Origin of the sequence: Nocardia sp. NPDC005978, from assembly GCF_040614455.1 — a bacterium.
Classification (GTDB): Bacteria; Actinomycetota; Actinomycetes; order Mycobacteriales; family Mycobacteriaceae; genus Nocardia.
In genome coordinates, this window is the sequence record NZ_JBEXUS010000016.1 from 48659 (window position 1) to 66073 (window position 17415).

A 17415-nucleotide genomic window follows, 5' to 3' on the forward strand; every position below is an offset into this window, starting at 1 on the left:
AGCTGTGAGCATGAACGAACTGCCAGCCGGCAAGTGGTTCAAGTCCAGTCGGTCCGAGACGGGCAAACAGTGCGTGGAGGTCTATCACGGCGATGAGTCGGTCGGCATCCGTGATTCCAAGAACCCCGGCGGTCCCGAGCTGTGGTTCGCGCCCGAAGCCTGGGATGCGTTCCTCGGCAGCGACTTCTGGAAGCGCTGAGGCCCCCACAGCTCACGCAGCGCCTCATCTCGATCATTCGAGGTGGGGCGCTTGCCGTTTGACAGGGGTCCAAGCATCCCGGCCGGTATGGATAGCCTGCATTTTGCCCCGGGCAAACATTTCGCGACCGGAACGTCCGGTTGTCATTCGGACACTTACGGCGCTGGCGGGCGCGGGTGCGGACATTCGCGGGTGCACGTGCGGACAACCCCGTGTCCGGTGGTTGGCAAGCATCCGGCTCAGGGGGTTGCATGAATGCCGGGTCGGGTCACGACGGCTGACGACGGAGCCCCCGCGTGCACGACCTCGTCGATCGAGGTGATGTGATGGCGTTCGGTGTGGGCTTGAGTATCGGCACGGTCAATACGGTCTGCGTGACGGCCGCCGACAGGGCGGGCAGGAAGACACCCGGCCGCCGGGCCGCGCCGCCCACGACCTGGCGCACCACTCTCACTTTCGACAGTTCCGGAACCGCCCGGGTCGGCCGTATTCCGCGACACGGGCGGGTCATCACCGAGTTCGCCGATCTATCCCAGCGCGGACCGGTCGCGCGGGTCGGTCACCGGGCGCTCTCGGCCGCGGATCTTGTTGCCACCGTGGTCGGCAGCGTGCTCGAGGAGGTGCTGGGGAAGGCGCCGGCGGGGCAGGACGGCAGGCCCGACACGGGCATCACCGTCACTCACCCGGCCGGGTACTCCGAGAACCTGGTGGCCGACCTGCGGTCCGCGCTGGACAGTTTCGGGCTCGAACACGTCGCGCTCATGGCCGAGCCGATCGCGGCGGCCACCTGGCTGGGCGCCCAGCGCGGCCCGCTCATGCCGGGCCTGGCGCTCGTCTACGACCTGGGCGGCTCGGGGCTGGACGTGACCCTGGTCCGGGTCGGCGCGGGCGCGCCCGCCAATCCGATCGTCGGATTGCCGCTGCACTCGGCCGATTTCGGCGGCCGGGCCTTCGGCGGGCTGGTGGCCGAGCGGCTGCGGCACGGCAAGGACGCGCCGGTGATCTCGCGCGTGCGGGGCGACGACGACACCGGCGCGCTGCGCACCGAGCACATCGAGCAGTCCCTGCGCCTGGTCTACAAGTGCCTGCGCATCGCCGATGTCACCATGGCCGATGTCGACAGGGTGCTGGTGGTCGGCGGCGCGGCCCGCCCGCACGAGGTTGCCGAGGTGCTCTCCACCCGGCTGGCCCGCCCGATCGTGGTGGCTCCCGACCCGGAGCGAACGATCGCCGACGGCGCTGCCATAGCTGCCCGCCAAGCGGTCCTGGCCCAGGATTCGGGCGCGCACGGACACGGTCCGATCACCGGTTTCTTCCGGCGGATCACCCGGGTCGCCGCACTCTGAAACATTTCATTTCCACGGGCCGACCGGCTGGTTACCGGCCGGTTTGCCCGTAATGAGCCCGCTCATGGGACAAACTCGTGCAAGCATCTTGCTAGCACGTGTTGACGCTACTCCGGTTTGGTGTAACCATTAGAAACAGATAAACGCCAACCGGAGAGGTGACGATGATGTCCCCGACTACGACTCACGTCGACGACCCCGTAGTTGCCGAGGCTATCGAATACGCGGCGAAACTTCTGCTGCTGTCCGAGGGCTCGGTCAACAAGAGCTTCGACCCGTACGAGGACATCGACTGGGAAAACCCGGACTTCGACGTCGACGCCAAGCCCGAGCGCTGGGTGCTGCCGGCTTCCGCGGACCCGATCGGCCGCCACCCGTGGTACCTCGCCCTGAGCGAGGAAGACAAGATCGCGGTCGGCAAGTACCGGCAGGCCAACGTCGCCAAGGTCGGCCTGCAGTTCGAGTCGATCCTGATCAGCGGCATGATCAACCACACCTTCGGCCTCGCCAACGGTGACCCGGAGTTCCGGTACTGCAGCCACGAGATGTCCGAAGAGATCAACCACACCCTGATGTTCCAGGAGATGGTGAATCGCATCGGCATCGACGTGCCCGGCATGGGCCCGCTCGTGCGCCAGTTCCGCCAGGTCGCCGTGCCCGTCGCCGTGATGTTCCCGAACCTGTTCTTCATGGCCGTGCTCGCCGGCGAGGAGCCGATCGACCACATCCAGAAGCAGATCCTGCGCTCCGGCGAGGACGTGCACCCGATCATGCGCGGCGTCATGGCGATTCACGTCGCCGAGGAAGCCCGCCACATCTCCTTCGCGCACGAGTTCCTCAAGAAGCACGTGCCCGAGCAGAACCTGCCGAGCCGCTTCGTGCTCTCCATCGCCATGCCGATCGTCATGTTCATCCTGGGCCGGTCCATCGTGACCCCGCCCAAGGCGTTCTTCGACGAGTTCGACGTGCCGGACAAGGTGCGCAAGGAGCTGTTCTACGACTCGAAGGACTCCAAGCAGGCCTTCAGCGACTACTTCATCGACGTCCGCGCGCTCGCGCACGAGATCGGCCTGATGAACCCCGTCGCCAAGCGCGTGTGGAAGCTCTTCGGAATCGCCGGCTCGGCCTCCCGTTACCGCTCGGAGCCCATCCGCTCCGGCAAGGCCGCCTGAGTAGACAAGGGACCGTACAGTGCCGTACGTCGTCACCCAATCCTGTTGCAGCGACGCCTCCTGCGTCTACGCCTGCCCGGTCAACTGCATCCATCCCACGCCCGATGAGCCGGATTTCCGGACGGCGGAGATGCTGTACGTGGACCCCAAGGCGTGCGTGGACTGCGGGGCGTGCGCGACCGCGTGCCCGGTGGACGCGATCGTCTCCTCGAAGAAGCTGACCGATGAGCAGCTGCCCTTCATCGAGATCAATCGCGACTTCTATCGCGAGGAACGCCCGCGGCCCCTGCTGGCCCGGCCGATTCCGGCGGCGGAGGTCAAGCCCGGGCGGGAACCGCTGCGGGTGGCGATCGTCGGCTCGGGGCCCTCGGCCATGTACGCGGCCGATGAGCTGTTGACCCAGACCGGAGTTCAGGTCACGGTCATCGACAAGCTCAGCACCCCTTACGGTTTGGCGCGCTTCGGTGTCGCGCCGGACCACACCAAGACTCGCAAGGTCGCCGAGCTGTTCGATGTCATCTCCGCACAGCCCGGTTTCGGTTCGTACCTGAACCTGACTGTCGGCGAGCATGTTTCGCACTCCGATCTGATCGCGCACCATCACGCGGTGCTCTACGCGGTGGGCGCGTCCAGCGATCGCAAGCTCGGCGTGCCCGGCGAGGGGCTGCCCGGCAGCGTCTCGGCCACCGAGTTCGTCGCCTGGTACAACGGACATCCCGATCAGGCCGGCCGCTACTTCGAGCTGTCGCAGCAGCGCGCCGTCATCGTCGGCAACGGCAACGTCGCCCTGGATGTGGCGCGACTGCTGACCACCGATCCGGAGCTGCTGGCCGACTCCGATGTCGCCCCGCGGGCGCTGGCGGCTTTGCGGCGCAGCAAGATCGAAGAGGTGGTCGTGCTCGGCCGCCGCGGCCCGGCCGAATCGGCGTTCACCGTGCCGGAATTCGTCGGACTACTCGGCGCGGACGTGGACATCGTGGTCGAGGGCGAGATCCCGGAGATCACCCCGGACATGCCGCAGAAGGTCGAACAGAAGCTGAAACTGCTGCGCGGACTGGCCGATCGGCCGGTGGGCGGGCGCAAGCGCATCGTGTTCCGGTACCTGTCCGCGCCCACGGCCATCACCGGCGTCGACCGGGTGACCGGGGTCGAGGTGGCGCGCAACGAGCTCGTGGCGGACGCCGACGGCGTGCTGCGGGCGCAGGCCACCGGCGAGGTCGAGACGCTCGAGACCGGGCTGGTGCTCACCTCTGTCGGGTACCGCGGCGTTCCGCTGCCGGGGCTGCCGTTCGACGAGCGCGGCGGGATCATTCCGAACCTGGACGGGCGGGTGCTCGAGGCCGCGGGTGGATCCGTGGTTCCGGGGGCCTACGTGACCGGCTGGATCAAGCGCGGGCCGAACGGGTTCATCGGTACCAACAAGTCCTGTGCGCAGCAGACCGTGCGGCAGCTGGTGGATGACTTCAACGCGGGCCGACTGGGGCAGCCGCTCGGTGGGACGCGGGAATTCGACCGACTGGTCGGTGCGCGTCAGCCGCACGTGGTGCGGGGCGGTGCGGTGAATCGGCCGGCGCGACTGCGGTTGCCGCTGCTGGTGCGGAACCGCTAGGGGATAGTTCGGAACGCTCTGTTGAATCGGGCGTTTAGTAAATAACAAACCGACCGCCCCTCGTGAATTGTTCACGAGGGGCGGTCGGTTTTCTTTTGTGTACGGATTGTGTTGTGCGAGTTGTAATGCTGTGTTGGTTCTCGGCGACATCTTCGTAGGTATGCGCGAAACACTGTCGAATCGCGGTCGGACAACCTGCGAGCGTGGGGATCCGGCAGACAGCAACCGTCCAGTGATCGGGTTCTCACCGGCGCAAACTGACACTGCGGTTTTGTTTTTCGGACTCTGTTTGCCTACCGGTTGGTATGAATTCTAGGTTCGCTGAGGTGTAACCACGCGGGGGTGTTTCCGCAACTGCGCTGTCGTCCAGTCTGATTCGATCTTGGTCTGTTACCGATCTGACCAGTAGATTCGCCAACTTCGCTACTGGACGCGAAATCTTTTCTCCGGATTCGATATTCACATCCGGTATGCGCCAGCTAACCTGAACGCGCTGTTTGGAAAACGACCGCGACCACATGGTTGGTACGCCTGTGGGGCCGTGGTCACGGTGCGTTGACGGGATGGCGATGACTGTTGGCTTTGGTATGAGCATCGGCACAGTGAACTCCGTATGGGCGACCGCGACCGGTGATCGCAGCCGGCCGGCCGTACGCGTACGGCGCACGGCCGTCACTTTCGATAGCGCGGGCGGGCCGCGTATCGGCGGGATTCCGCAATTCGCGCCGGTGGTAACCGATTTCGCCGATCTCACCTCGGATCCGGATCCGGTGGTGGTGGGCGGGCGCATCTGGTCGCCCGCGGATCTGGTGGCCGCGGTGGTAAACGGGCTGATCGAAACCAATGCTCCCGAAGCCCCGGCGGTCAGCACCTACCCCGCCTCCTACACCGAGAAGCACGTGACGCGTTTGCGGCGGGCGCTGGACTGGTCCGGCGCTGCCGACGTGCAGCTCATGCCCGAGCCGGTCGCGGCCGTGGAGTGGCTCGACCACGAGTTCGGCACCGCCGGAGCGGGTTTGACGCTCGTCTACGACCTGGGCGGCAACTGCCTCGACGTCGCGGTGGTGCGCACCGAGGCCGAGTTCGGCGAGCGCGGGGTGCTCGGGCGGTCCGAGCGCTCCTACGATTACGGCGGGCGGCCGCTGGGCGCGCTGATCGCCCGGTACGCGCGCAGTATCGCGCCCGGTGCGGCACAGCCGGTTTCGGCCGTGGTGCCCGCCACCGACACCACGAGATTGCGCAGCTGGCATATTCGCAACTCGCTAAAACTGGTGCGCGCCACCGTGCACCGAGCCGGACTCGCCATCGATGACATCGACCGCATCCTCATCATCGGCGGCGCGGCGCGGCCCGCCGAGGTCGCCACGGTGCTGGCCGACCTCGGCCGGCCCGTGTTCATGTCACCCGATCCCGCCCACACCGTGGCGGTCGGTGCGGCCCTGGCCGCCTTCCGCAGCGCCGACACGGGCTCGGCCATCGGCCGCTACGCCCCGCGCGCCGCCGTATTCTCCGGCGCGGCAGTCGCTTCCGCGCTCGCCATGTCCGCGGCCACCGTCCTGGGCGGCCCCGTGGCGAGCCCGCCCGGACTGCAGGCCGCGCCCGGCGGGGTCACCACCCCCGGCATCCCGCTGAGCCTGGGCGATGTCCTGGTCTACGACGACGTGACCGTCCCCGGCGGCAGCCCGCACGCCATCTCTCCGGCCGCCGCGGTCCGCAGCTACGGCCGCCCCGTGGCCGCGACCGTCACCCCGAACTGGTTCGCCGGACGCCCCATCGTGGAGGTCGACCGCACCAGCCCCGGGACGCGCTGCGAAACGCGCACGGCGGAGGCCCTGGCCACCTACGCGAATCCCGCGGAGTTCGTGAATCCGGTTCCGTTCGCCGCCGGCAGCATGAAGCTGCCCATCTCGATCGGGACGATGCCGAACATCAGTCTTCCGGGGCTCCCGAATGTTCCCGGGAATCCCCAGCCGGGGCACCCGCAGCCCGGGAATCCCCAGGGCCCCGGCGACATCAGCGCGCCCGGGCCGGTCACCGAGCCGGGGACGGTACCCGGCACGACGCCCGGCGCTCCGTCCAACCCGGGTACGACACCCGGCGCTCCGTCCAACCCGGGTACGACACCCGGCGCTCCGTCCGATCCCGGCACGACGCCCGGTGCTCCGTCGAACCCGGGAACGACCCCGGGGGCTCCGTCGGATCCGGGAACCGTTCCGGCCCCGGGGCATCCGGCCGATCCCGGTCCGGTGACCGGGGAACCCGCTTCGGGCGGGGGTACGGGTGGTGGCGCGGGCGGCGGGACCGGTGGTGGTACGACCGGCGGTGAAACCGGTGGCGGAGGCGGCACTTCTGGTGGCGGAGGCGGTGCCAGTGGTGGCGGCGGTGCCGGAGACGGCGGCGCGGGTGGTGGGGCCGGTGACGGTGGCTCCGGAGCAGGTACCGGTGGAGGCGGCACGAACACGGGAGGCGGCGCGGGCGGAGGAGACGCGGGCGCCGGTGGCGGTGCGGGCGGTGGCGCGAATTCCGGCGGTGGCGCGAACTCGGGTGGCGGTGCGAATTCCGGTGGCGGCGCGAACTCGGGCGGCGGCGCGGGCGGCGGTGGCGCGAGTTCTGGTGGTGGTGGCGCGAGTTCGGGCGGCGGAGCCAACTCGGGCGGCGGAGCCGGTGGCGGCACCACTTCCGGTGGTGGCGGAACCGGCGGCGGCGGAGCATCTTCCGGCGGCGGAGCCGGTGGCGGCACCAAGCCCGGCGGCTCCGGTGCGGGCGGCGGTGGCGCGAGTTCAGGCGGCGGTGCCACCTCGGGCGGTGGCGCGAGCGGCGGCGGTTCCCGAGGCGGCGGCGGGACCTCCGCAGGCGGCGGTGGCGGCATGGGCGGCGGTGGCGGCGCGTCCACGGGCGGCGGCAGCCGAGGCGGCGGCATGGGCGGTGGCGGCATGGGTGGCGGAGGTATGGGTGGCGGAGGTATGGGTGGCGGAGGCGGCGCGTCCGGCGGTGGTGCGGGCGGCGGAGGCCACAAGTAATGACCACCCCGTTCCCCAGCATCCCGCCCTCTCCCGGCCGGTGTGCAACGCAATTCGGCGGTAGCCGAGGCGATTACTCCGGTGTGGGGGCGGTTCGCCACCCTCGGCGTTGCGGTCGGGGGTATCGGGGCGTGCGCGGTCCGTGGGGGACACGTGTTGTGAGCACGTCGCCTTCCAACACGCCACGTCACCCTGCCTCGCGCACAATGGGCCGCAGCGCCAATACCCTTCCATCAGCATCGTTCGCGGCCGGGCCGCGTTCGGCCGCAGCACCTTCCGGCGACACCACGAACTTGCCGAGCAGCCCCCGCCGGTCAGTCTTTCGTCCCGTCACGTGCGTGATCCCCTGTACCCGGGAGCGGGCGGTGGATGACTCGATCGGGGCGTGGCGTTCGGTGCCGGTCGCGGGTGTTTCCACCGCCGCCGGCTGCTCGACTTCGGTGGCAGGGGTGCGCGGCCGTGCCTTCTCGCCGCGGCGTGTGCCCGTGAAGACCAGCGAACTTCCCACCGGCGAAAAGGGATTCCACCGACTATGACTTTGGCAGCGAACCGTCCCGAGTGGCAATCCGATTGGCCGCGACCGCAGCTGCGCGTCGTGCCGGGACGGTCGGCGCTGTCGGTGAGTCGGCCTCGGCCGTCCGGCGGGGGGTTCGTTTCGGGTGACGGCGGGGAGGCGCGGGACCGGGAGCCTGCGGGGTTCGTGCGCGCCGGTCGATCGGATTCCGCATCACCGGCCGGTGCGGCCGCCTCTGCGGAGTCTGTGACGCGGGTGTCGTATGCGCCCTCGCCCGTGCGCTTGTGTCCTCCGGTCGATCTCACGGAGCCGGGTGCAGGCGCGGTGCAGGTCGGTGCCGTCGCCGGGGCCATGGTCGCGCCCATGAACCGCGAAGCCAAATCTGTTGTATATGACAATGTTTCGAGCCCTGGAGGAACCGCTCGTACTGCCGGGGGAGACCTCGGCCGACGGTACCGGGATCAGTTGACCGACCGGCTCGCCGTGCGCGGGGAGAGCGGCGGCGACGGCGCGGCCACTGAGCTGAACCAGTTCTTTCTGTGGCATCGGAGCACGCAGGCCGCGCCGGAGGCCCCGTGGGAGGCTCGCGGGGGCGGGCTGCGGCCCGGGCGCGGTGCCGACTCGCGCGGGGTGGGGTCCGCCGTGCCGACCGAGCTTCCTAAACCGTTGGTGGTCCTGCGATTCGACTGCCGCGCCGGAACGGAGGGGGCCGTGGCGATCGAGTAGCTCTCGCCACCCAGGAACGGCGACGTGCTGGGCGGTGATCCCGGAAGCTTCCCGCCCGCCGCGTCGTCGATGAAGCGACCGGCCCACCCTCGCGCCCAATGTGCCCAGCGCGCGGGTGGGCCCGGTTGCATTCTGCCCCAGCGTGATTCGCGACTCGCACGGTGGCGGGTGGCACGGAAACCGGGCACCATGGCCTGCCGGTTAGCGGGCGGTGAAGCCGCCGTCGACCGCCAGGGCCGCTCCGGTGATGAAGGACGCCTCGTCGCTGAGCAGGAAGGTGCAGAAAGCGGCGATCTCCTCCGGGCGGGAGATGCGGCCCAGGGGGTGCAGGGCGGCGATGGCTGCCTCGCCCTCGGGGGTGGCGCCCATGGAGTTCCGGAAGGCGGGGGTGTCCACCGCACCGGAGACGATCGCGTTCACGCGCAGGCCGTGCTCGGCGTTCTCCAGCGCGACCGCCCGGGTCAGTCCGACGACCCCGTGCTTGGCCGCCACATACGGTGCGACCGAGGCCATTCCGACCACACCCAGGTTGGAGGCGTTGTTGAGGATCGCGCCGCCGCCCGATGCCAGGAGAGCCGGAACCTGATGCCGCAGCCCGTAGTACACGGCGGTCAGGTTCAACTCCAGGTCCGCGCGCCAGCCGCTCTCCTCGATGTCCTGCACCGGGCCGAAGGCGTTGACCGCGCCCGCGTTGTTGAAAGCCCCGTCCAGCCGCCCGAATTCGCTCACGGCCGCCGCGGTCAGTCGCTCGACGTCGGTCTCGACCGTCACGTCGGTGGGCACGAACAGCGCGCGCCCGCCCCGCTCGCGGATCTCCCCGCCGAGCCGTTCCCCGGCCTCCTTGCCCCGCGCCCCGAGCACGACCCCGCCGCCTTCGGCGGCGATCCGCCGCGCGACGGCCTCACCGATTCCGGAGGTCGCGCCGGTGATCAGAACAACCTTGCCCTCGAAACGTGCGTTCATGCTCGTGTTCCCCTTGCGTGAGAGATTTACTTGACGTGTCATATTCAACGTCGGGCGCGAGGGTTGCGCTGGCGGGAATCGGACGCCGAAGCTGACGTGTCATGTAAATCGTGCGGACGCTCGCGAAATGCCTGGTCCCACTGTTACAGAGGACAAATCGGGTTGAGTGGGTGATGATGCGTCGGTTGATATTGGCTAGTTATTCACAGGGGTTTTCTGTTGAAGAAGTTCTCGGGTAGGGCACTTTTCGTTGTCGCGGCGGCGGGAATCGCGGCTGGCACCGTGGTCGGTACAGGTAGCGCCAACGCGCAGTGGGGTTTGTACGGGGCCATCGCGTTCAGCGCTTCGGACTGGAGTTACGGATCCATCGTCGACGCCTACAGCCGGGAGGACGCCGACGCTCAGGCGTTGGAGTTGTGTTCCCTCGGCGGGATCACCGACTGCAAGCTGCTGGTGGATTGGGTGGACGGTTGCGGCGCACTCGTTTTCACCAAGGGTGCGGTGGGGACGGGCGCCGGATTGAACAGTTCTCTCGCGTTGTTCGCCGCGAATACCAGCCTGGCGCAATACCGTCCGCAGGCGATGCTGGCGAATACCGGGTCCGCGGAACAGTCGGGCACGAAGGTGGTCGAGGTGGCCTGCACCACCAACGCGGCCTGAGAGCGACGTCGAACTAGCAACTCCCGGAATGTAACTCGTCCGAATCGAGCCTTTTCGGGGTCGAGCACTGCCATCCCGTCGAAATGCGGACGGCTGGAATCGATCTCGAAATCTCACTCGGACCGATCATTGATGCGCCCGAAGTCGACGGCTCGGTCGCGGTCGGCCAGTAGTGCGGTGAACGACGCGTACTCGCCGGGAGGTACGCAGATTTGGCGTCGCGGCCACCAGCCTCGGCCGGGTGGTCTGTCATTCGGAATCACGACGGCGCGGTCGAGATTGCGCCCGATCCACGCCCGGAGGTCGGGCGAGTCGATGCTGGGCATGGTGGCCACGGCATGCTCCCAGTCCAGACCCGCCACCGCGGCGGAGACGATCACGACCGAATTGGTGGTATGCCAGCTGTCGCACATGGTTTCGTCCCGTCCGGGTGGTGAACCACTGGGGAAACGGTCCGAAGTGCCTGGATCAGGTTCGGCAGCAGCGAGGTGTGCCACCGACGGTAGTCGACCGGTGGCGCCCGGTCGATGGGACCGCTTGCCCGCACGTTCGGTAAGACCCGGCGGGGTGCGGTGGCGCGTCGCCGGGATCGCGGCAACTCGCGGACTCGTCCAACACCGCGGCTAATTTCGAGCTGCGAGCGGGGAACGCCCGGCGTCGCCGGTTCGGCGGGCCGGCCGCGACGCGAGCGGCGGCGGGTCGTGCGCGGGCCCCGGGTGCGTGCCCGGCGCGACGGGCCGGCACGCGAGCGGCCGGCTGCGGCTATCCCGAAGCGTCGCTGAACCCGCACCCCCCAGCTGTCGGCGGGCCCTGTCCGCACGGGGCGTCAACCCCGGTGGCACATAACGGTCGAACACGTGAGTTCACGGGCGCGGCGCGTAGCTGGATGCGGAGGGACTAGCGTGGCAGAGCGGAGGATTTCGTGCATCGCCGGTCGGGCGGTGTCGTCGCCGTGCGAGTCCATCGGTCCCAGGACCAGACGGGAGCGTCGTCGTGACGCTGTGCCAGAAAACTCCGATCTTCGCGCCGTCCCGAGGATGTGGGATGTGACGGCCCCGGACGAGCCGGCCGGTCAGCGCCGCGAGCACGAGGCAGGTCAGGCGGGCGATCTGACCGATGACGACGCCGGCGTGAACTCCTTCCTCACGCTCGGCGACGACATGGTACGCAATCTCATGGATGTGCTGCAGCGGCTCGACCGGCTGCGCGGTGTGCTAGACGATGCGAAATCGACACTGCTGCAAATCGATTCGGCCACCATCGATGTGCGGGATCTGGTCGCTCGGCTCGAAACGGACCTGCGCAGCGCCAACGCGAGCATGCTGGCGATCACCAGCGATTGGCTGATGGCGTCGCCGGTCCGCAGCGGCCCGCTCACTCTCCGATCCGCGCCGTTCTGGCACCAGCCGTGACCGCGGGCACCGTGTAGGGAGCGTGCCCGGTGGCACGGCGGGCGCGCAACGACTCCGGCCCCTCCGAGCTTCGGGTTCGGTCGGGCCGGATCAGAAGGACCCGGTGCTGGTCGGCGGGTTGGCGGTGCGGGGGTCATCGCAGCCCTCGTAGGTGGGCGCGGGCGGTGGGGTGCCGTCGGGGGAGGGGAGCACGGTGACGGTCACCGACTTGGTGGCCTTGCCCTGGACGACTTTCAGTACGTGAGTGCCGGGGGTTTGGGGGCTCCAGCTCGAATACCGGCCGACCGACGGTACGCCGGTGCTGAAGGACCCGGTGCCCTCGACCGCGATCACCGACCTGGCGCGGAAGCAGGTGTCGTTGTCGGTGAAGACGATCCAGCCTTCCTTCGGTCCGTAATTCGGCTCGTACACCACCGCGTACCACTCTCCGACCACGAAGTTTCCGGCGGAGTTCGGCTGCGGGTCGATCATGAGCGCGGCGGACGCCTGGGGCGCCGCCACGGCGACCGCCGCGGCGGCGGCCGCCAGCGCCGAAGTGCCCCACGCGATCCGATGGCCGAGGCGGGTCCGGGTACTCATATGTCGCTCCTGTTCGTCGACCCTGGAATCGGGTCGAGGAACGGTAGCGTCCGCATAGAGTGAAACGCATCGATTTCAAGAAGGTGCCGTGCCCGCAGTTTTCGGGGCATGACCAGGCAACGTGGCGGAACCCGAGCGTCCCGGGACCGCCGGCTATCGAGGCGCGAGAACGTCCGGCAGCTGCGTCAGAGTGTCTATGACGATGCCGTAGGAGGTTTGAGGAAGCTCCGAATGCAGGTAGCCCCAGGGGCCGCGGCGGATCAGCGTCGGAACCATTCCGGCGGCGGCCGCCGGCAGCACGTCGTTGTCGACCCGGTCGCCGACGTAGCAGATCTCGCGGAACTTCACCCCGGCCACCTCGGCGACCTTGGCGAAGAACTCCGGATCCGGCTTCTCCAGCTCCCACTCGGCCGAGGTGTAGATCCCGTCGACGGGCAACTCCATCTTCTCCAGCGCCGACTTCGCCTGCGGCGGCTGATTTCCCGCGATGATCACCTGCAACCCCCGGCTCCGCAGCTCGCCGAGCGCGGGCACCACGTCCGGGTACAGGTCGTCCGCGTCGAAGTTGTTGCGCAGGCTGTCCGGCTCCGCGAGCGCCCACGCCTCCTGCTCGGCGTCGAGATCGATACCGGGCCGCAGCAATTCGAACGCGTCGGTCAGCGGCCGCCCGGTCGCCGCCATCCCGCCGATGGCCCCCATCAAAGCGAACCTGGGCACCCCGAGCCGATCCGCCCACCGACTCCAGATCCGGGTCTCGTCGATCAGCGTCTCACCCACGTCGAACACCACAGCTTTGATCACCGCCCCACCCTATCGGGCTCCCGGCTCGCGCCCGTCCGGGATCATGCCACCCACTCCCGCCCCGGGCGGTTCGCCCGATTGCCCCGCATGGTTCGCGTGAATCGCCATCCACCCGGCGAATGGGGTGAGGCTCGCTCCGAAACAACTTCGGTGTACCCGGCAGTTGTCGATCGCCATGCCGTTGTCAGCTGCCCGGCCACGGGTCGGGCGCCGCGGCCGGGGGTGAGGGCTGTCCTCTGAAGGCGACGACCGCCGCGAAACAGTCTCGTCCTACCGTCCCGATCCCGATGGAGCTTCGGCCGGCATCAGCCGTTGCTCGGCGTGGATCGCAAAGGGAGTGTTGCGGGCCCGTCGGCCGAACGCTCGCGATACCGCGTCCGCATGTGGTCGCGGTCGGAGCCCGGCGATTGCACCGGTCCGGTGTCGGGTGGCGAATTCGTTTGCGGCACTACCGATGCAGGTCGGCAGCTCGGAGTCGAATCAGGCCGAGCGGGTGAGGGTGGCGTTCGCCGCCGCGTGATAGCGGTCCCAGACCAGCTCCGGTAGAGCCGAGTGCGCGCCGATCACGGACGCATGAGTGACGTCCGGGGCCGCGTCCAGGAGGCGGTCGGTCAGCAGGCCGGGGGCCAGGAACCAGGGGGCCACCAGGACCTCGGACGCGCCTCGGGCGCGGAGGGCGGTCACCGCCTCGGTCACCGTGGGTTCGGTTGTGGCGAAGCAGATCTCGGTATCCCAGCCGGTGAGCGCGCCGAGGCGACGAGCCACTTCGGCGGTGCGGGCGTTGGCCGCGGCCGAGGACGAGCCGACCGCCGCCACCGCGATGCCGATGCGGGAAGTCGGCCGGTCGTGGCGGGGGAGAGCACTGCCGATCGACGCGGGATGGGCCGCGTCCGTGCCGAATTCGTGGGACAGCCCGTATTCGGTGGCGGTTGCGCCGGAGTGCCGGTACCCGCGGGGTGTCGCGCGGTGGATGGCGCTCGCCGAATCGTGCCGGCCGGTGATCCGCTCGAGCACGCGGTCACGCATGGCGGTGATCAGGCGCTGATCCGGGCCGAGCACCTCCGCCTGCGTGAGGGCCAACCGGGGATGCCGGGTGCCGGCCCGGTCCAGCAGTTCCGGGAGATCCACGCGCGCGTGGAAGGCGCTGCCCAGCAGCAGCGGGACCACGATCGCGTGGGAATGACCCGCGGCGGCGATCTCGTCCACGACCTCGTCGACCGACGGGGTGCTCAGATCGAGAAAGGCCAGGCGCACATCGACATCGGGGCGAGCGGCGGCCACGTGTTCCACCACCGCGCGCATCGTCGCGGCCGAACGAGGGTCGCGGCTGCCGTGCGCGACCGCGATCAGCGCGGGGCGGGAGCCGCCGATCGAAAGTACCGAGCGGGGCGGGCAGCCGACCGTCCCGGCATTCACGCCGATCGCGAAAGCGTTGCGGCGCAGGGCGACCGGCAGCGAGGCGGTCGACAACGCTCCGCTGCCGGGAGAACTCATGTCAGAGTCCGACTTCCGTGCCGACCTCGACCGCGGTCAGGGCGTCGCCGACCAGGCCCGCGGCCAGGGTGTTGCCGCCCGCCGGATCGATCAGCAGGAAGCTGCCGGTGTAGCGGTTGACGCTGTAGTCGTCGGCCGCGATCGGCTCGGCCACGCGGACCGAGATCCGGCCGATGTCGTTGAGCGCCAGCGACTCCGGGTTCGGATCCGCCGCCAGGTTCTGCTCGTCGAAACGCTCGATGAGCGCGCCGACGATCGCCTGCGTGGTGCGCGCGCCGTGCTTGAGCAGCAGGCGGGCGCCCGGGCGCAGCGGCTTGTCGCCCAGCCAGCACACCGTCGCGTCGAAGGAATCGACCGGTTCGGGGGCGTCGGCGGCGGCCACGATGGTGTCACCGCGCGAGACGTCCACGTCATTGGCCAGGATCAGCGTGACGCTGCGTCCGGGCTGCGCGGAAGCCAATTCCCCATTGGGGGTGTCGATCCGCTCGACGGTGGTGCGGGTGCCCGAGGGCAGCACGATGACCTCGTCGCCCGTGCGCACGGTGCCCGCCGCCACCTGACCGGCATAGCCGCGGTAGTCCGGGTATTCGGCGGTGCGCGGGCGGATCACGTACTGCACGGGGAAGCGCAGGCCGACCTCGTGCCGGGTGCTGTCCGCGTCCACCGGCACCGACTCCAGGTGCTCGATGAGCGAGGGCCCGTTGTAGTACGGGGTGTTCGCCGAGCGCGAGGCGACATTGTCGCCGTGCAGCGCGGACACCGGAATCTCCACCACATCCTCGGCGTCCCAGCCGAGTTTGGCCGTCAGCTCCGAGAATTCGGCGACGATCTGCTGGTACACGCCGGCCGGATCATCGACCAGGTCGATCTTGTTCACCGCGAGCACCAGCTTCGGCACACCCAGCAGCGCCATCACCGCGGCATGGCGGCGGGTCTGCTCGATGACGCCCTTGCGAGCGTCGACCAGCAGGATGACCAGCTGCGCGGTGGACGCGCCGGACACCGTGTTCCGGGTGTACTGCACGTGCCCGGGAGTGTCGGCGAGCACGAAAGACCGTGCGGGCGTGGCGAAATAGCGGTACGCCACGTCGATGGTGATGCCCTGCTCACGCTCGGCGCGCAGACCGTCGACCAGCAGCGACAGGTCCGGGGTCGACAGACCCTTGTCGACCGAGGCGCGGGTGACCGCGTCGATCTGGTCCGCGAGAACGGATTTCGTGTCGTAGAGCAGGCGTCCGACCAGGGTGGACTTCCCGTCGTCGACCGATCCGGCAGTCGCCAGTCGCAATAGGTCGGACATCAGAAGTAACCCTCTCGCTTGCGGTCTTCCATGGCGGCCTCGGAGACACGATCGTCTCCACGGGTCGCGCCACGCTCGGTGAGCCGGGAGGCCGCCACCTCGGCGAGAATCGCCTCGTTGTCGGCCGCGTCGGAAATGATTGCGCCGGTAGTGGATCCGTCGCCGACGGTGCGGTAGCGCACCGACTTGACCGACAGCTCCTCACCCTCGGCCGGACCGCCCCACACGCCGGGGGTCATCCACATGCCGTCGCGCTGGTACACCGGGCGCTCATGGGCGTAGTAGATCGAGGCCAGCTCGATGTCCTCGCGGGCGATGTAGCGCCAGATGTCCAGCTCGGTCCAGTTGGAGATCGGGAACACGCGCACGTGCTCGCCCGGCGCGTGCCGGCCGTTGTACAGGTTCCACAGCTCGGGCCGCTGCCGCTTGGGATCCCAGCGCCCGAACGCGTCGCGCAGGGAGAAGATGCGCTCCTTGGCCCGCGAGCGCTCCTCGTCGCGGCGGCCGCCACCGAACACCGCGTCGAAGCGGTGCTCGTTGATGGCGTCCAGCAGCGGCACGGTCTGCAGCGGATTGCGGATGCCGTCCGGGCGCTCGGTGAGCCGCCCGTCGGCCAGGTAGTCCTCCACGGACGCGACATGCAGTCGCAGGCCGTACTTCTCGACCACGTGGTCGCGGAACGCCAGCACCTCGGGCAGGTTGTGCCCGGTGTCGACGTGCAGCAGCGCGAACGGCAGCGGCGCGGGCCAGAAGGCCTTGAGCGCCAGGTGCAGCAGGACGGTCGAATCCTTGCCACCGGAGAACAGGATCACCGGTCGCTCGAACTCACCCGCCACCTCGCGGAAGATATGGATCGATTCGCTCTCGAGCGCGGCGAGAGTATCGAATTCGGTCACGGTAGAAGTCATGAGGCGTGCAACCCGCATTCGGTCTTGGCGAGGCCGGCCCAGCGGCCGCTTCGCGGATCGGATCCCGGTTCCGGCTTCCGTGTGCACGGGGCGCAACCGATGGACGGATATCCCTCCTCCACAAGGGGATTGACGAGGATGCCGTTGGCTTCGATGTACTCGGCCATCTCTTCGTCGGACCAGGCGGCGATCGGGTTGATCTTCACCAGCCCGAAGCCCTCGTCATAGGAGATCAGTGGCGCGTTGGCGCGCGTCGGGGCCTCCACACGGCGGATGCCGGTGACCCAGGCGTTGTAGGGCGCCAGCGAACGAGTCAGCGGCACCACCTTGCGCAGCCGGCAGCATTCGGCGGCGTCACGGGCGAACAGATCCTTGCCCAGCAGCTGATCCTGTTCGGCCACGGTCTGTTCGGGTTCGACGTTCACCACGTTCACCCCGTAGACCATCTCGACCGCGTCGCGGGTGCCGATGGTCTCGGCGAAGTGGTAACCGGTCTCCAGGAACAGCACGTCCACACCCGGATGCACCTGCGCGGCAAGCTGAACCAGCACCGCGTCCTGCATGTTGGAGGCCACGATGTAGTTGGATCCGAAGTTCTCCTCGGTCCACTGCAGCAGCTGCTCGGCGGTCGCGTTCGGCCCGAGATCGGTCGCACCCCGCTCCGCCAGTGCGCGCAGGTCGGTTTCGGCGAGTTTGGTCGTCGTCATTGCTG

Annotated in this window: 16 protein-coding genes; 7 read left to right on the forward strand and 9 right to left on the reverse strand. The window is 69.0% G+C overall.

Annotated elements, in window-relative coordinates; genetic code table 11:
- Window positions 1-10: 10 nt before the first annotated feature.
- From ABZ319_RS10085 to ABZ319_RS10105, 5 genes are all read left to right on the forward strand, one after another.
- On the forward strand, window positions 11-199 hold the full coding sequence (locus ABZ319_RS10085) for a DUF397 domain-containing protein (protein ID WP_354986003.1): 189 nt from the start codon (window positions 11-13) through the stop codon (window positions 197-199).
- A gap of 326 nt (window positions 200-525) precedes the next feature.
- The gene (locus tag ABZ319_RS10090) at window positions 526-1545 is read left to right on the forward strand and encodes an Hsp70 family protein (protein ID WP_354986004.1); all 1020 of its coding nucleotides are present in this window, start codon (window positions 526-528) and stop codon (window positions 1543-1545) included.
- A 167-nt stretch (window positions 1546-1712) separates the two neighbouring features.
- Window positions 1713-2717 (forward strand): diiron oxygenase, encoded by a 1005-nt coding sequence (locus tag ABZ319_RS10095; RefSeq protein ID WP_354986005.1) that lies wholly within the window; start codon window positions 1713-1715, stop codon window positions 2715-2717.
- A gap of 19 nt (window positions 2718-2736) precedes the next feature.
- Window positions 2737-4326, forward strand: a complete 1590-nt coding sequence (locus ABZ319_RS10100) for an FAD-dependent oxidoreductase (RefSeq protein ID WP_354986006.1) — start codon at window positions 2737-2739, stop codon at window positions 4324-4326.
- Window positions 4327-4928: 602 nt separating this feature from the next.
- Complete coding sequence (locus ABZ319_RS10105) at window positions 4929-7346, forward strand: hypothetical protein (RefSeq protein WP_354986007.1); 2418 nt, start codon at window positions 4929-4931, stop codon at window positions 7344-7346.
- Between the two features lie 187 nt (window positions 7347-7533).
- Here ABZ319_RS10105 and ABZ319_RS10110 read toward each other — a convergent pair whose 3' ends face one another.
- Both ABZ319_RS10110 and ABZ319_RS10115 read right to left on the reverse strand, forming a co-directional pair.
- Entirely contained in the window at window positions 7534-7854 is a 321-nt protein-coding gene (locus ABZ319_RS10110) for a hypothetical protein (RefSeq protein ID WP_354986008.1), read from the reverse strand.
- 933 nt (window positions 7855-8787) lie between these two features.
- Window positions 8788-9549 (reverse strand): glucose 1-dehydrogenase, encoded by a 762-nt coding sequence (locus ABZ319_RS10115; RefSeq protein ID WP_354986009.1) that lies wholly within the window; start codon window positions 9547-9549, stop codon window positions 8788-8790.
- Between the two features lie 219 nt (window positions 9550-9768).
- On the opposite strand from ABZ319_RS10115, the gene ABZ319_RS10120 reads away from it, so the two are divergent.
- Entirely contained in the window at window positions 9769-10209 is a 441-nt protein-coding gene (locus ABZ319_RS10120) for a DUF4189 domain-containing protein (RefSeq protein ID WP_354986010.1), read from the forward strand.
- 113 nt (window positions 10210-10322) lie between these two features.
- Here the strand turns inward: ABZ319_RS10120 and ABZ319_RS10125 are convergent, their stop codons facing one another.
- A complete protein-coding gene (locus ABZ319_RS10125) occupies window positions 10323-10622 on the reverse strand; it encodes a hypothetical protein (protein WP_354986011.1) in 300 nt (99 codons plus the stop codon).
- 633 nt (window positions 10623-11255) lie between these two features.
- Here ABZ319_RS10125 and ABZ319_RS10130 point away from each other — a divergent pair.
- Complete coding sequence (locus ABZ319_RS10130) at window positions 11256-11621, forward strand: hypothetical protein (RefSeq protein WP_354986012.1); 366 nt, start codon at window positions 11256-11258, stop codon at window positions 11619-11621.
- A gap of 90 nt (window positions 11622-11711) precedes the next feature.
- On the opposite strand, the gene ABZ319_RS10135 is transcribed toward ABZ319_RS10130, so the two are convergent.
- The 6 genes from ABZ319_RS10135 to ABZ319_RS10160 all read right to left on the reverse strand — a co-directional run bounded on the left by ABZ319_RS10135 (window position 11712) and on the right by ABZ319_RS10160 (window position 17410).
- Window positions 11712-12200 (reverse strand): hypothetical protein, encoded by a 489-nt coding sequence (locus tag ABZ319_RS10135; protein WP_354986013.1) that lies wholly within the window; start codon window positions 12198-12200, stop codon window positions 11712-11714.
- Between the two features lie 153 nt (window positions 12201-12353).
- The gene (locus ABZ319_RS10140) at window positions 12354-13001 is read right to left on the reverse strand and encodes an HAD family hydrolase (RefSeq protein ID WP_354986014.1); all 648 of its coding nucleotides are present in this window, start codon (window positions 12999-13001) and stop codon (window positions 12354-12356) included.
- A 480-nt stretch (window positions 13002-13481) separates the two neighbouring features.
- The gene (locus tag ABZ319_RS10145; protein ID WP_354986015.1) at window positions 13482-14495 is read right to left on the reverse strand and encodes a CbiX/SirB N-terminal domain-containing protein; all 1014 of its coding nucleotides are present in this window, start codon (window positions 14493-14495) and stop codon (window positions 13482-13484) included.
- Between the two features lies 1 nt (window position 14496).
- Complete coding sequence (locus ABZ319_RS10150) at window positions 14497-15795, reverse strand: GTP-binding protein (protein ID WP_354986016.1); 1299 nt, start codon at window positions 15793-15795, stop codon at window positions 14497-14499.
- Window positions 15795-16721, reverse strand: a complete 927-nt coding sequence (cysD, locus tag ABZ319_RS10155) for a sulfate adenylyltransferase subunit CysD (protein WP_354986017.1) — start codon at window positions 16719-16721, stop codon at window positions 15795-15797. Before cysD ends, ABZ319_RS10150 begins: the two co-directional genes overlap by 1 nt.
- Window positions 16700-17410: a phosphoadenylyl-sulfate reductase gene (locus ABZ319_RS10160; RefSeq protein ID WP_354986018.1), complete on the reverse strand. Its 711-nt coding sequence runs from the start codon at window positions 17408-17410 to the stop codon at window positions 16700-16702. Before ABZ319_RS10160 ends, cysD begins: the two co-directional genes overlap by 22 nt.
- Between the last annotated feature and the right edge of the window lie 5 nt (window positions 17411-17415).

Bases quoted from the DNA above. Each gene is read 5' to 3' on its own strand.
- ABZ319_RS10085 (WP_354986003.1), top strand. From the start codon at position 11: ATGAACGAACTGCCAGCCGGCAAGTGGTTCAAGTCCAGTCGGTCCGAG.
- ABZ319_RS10090 (WP_354986004.1), top strand. From the start codon at position 526: ATGGCGTTCGGTGTGGGCTTGAGTATCGGCACGGTCAATACGGTCTGC.
- ABZ319_RS10095 (WP_354986005.1), top strand. From the start codon at position 1,713: ATGTCCCCGACTACGACTCACGTCGACGACCCCGTAGTTGCCGAGGCT.
- ABZ319_RS10115 (WP_354986009.1), bottom strand. From the start codon at position 9,549: ATGAACGCACGTTTCGAGGGCAAGGTTGTTCTGATCACCGGCGCGACC.
- ABZ319_RS10125 (WP_354986011.1), bottom strand. From the start codon at position 10,622: ATGTGCGACAGCTGGCATACCACCAATTCGGTCGTGATCGTCTCCGCC.
- ABZ319_RS10135 (WP_354986013.1), bottom strand. From the start codon at position 12,200: ATGAGTACCCGGACCCGCCTCGGCCATCGGATCGCGTGGGGCACTTCG.
- ABZ319_RS10145 (WP_354986015.1), bottom strand. From the start codon at position 14,495: ATGAGTTCTCCCGGCAGCGGAGCGTTGTCGACCGCCTCGCTGCCGGTC.
- ABZ319_RS10150 (WP_354986016.1), bottom strand. From the start codon at position 15,795: ATGTCCGACCTATTGCGACTGGCGACTGCCGGATCGGTCGACGACGGG.
- cysD (WP_354986017.1), bottom strand. From the start codon at position 16,721: ATGCGGGTTGCACGCCTCATGACTTCTACCGTGACCGAATTCGATACT.
- ABZ319_RS10160 (WP_354986018.1), bottom strand. From the start codon at position 17,410: ATGACGACGACCAAACTCGCCGAAACCGACCTGCGCGCACTGGCGGAG.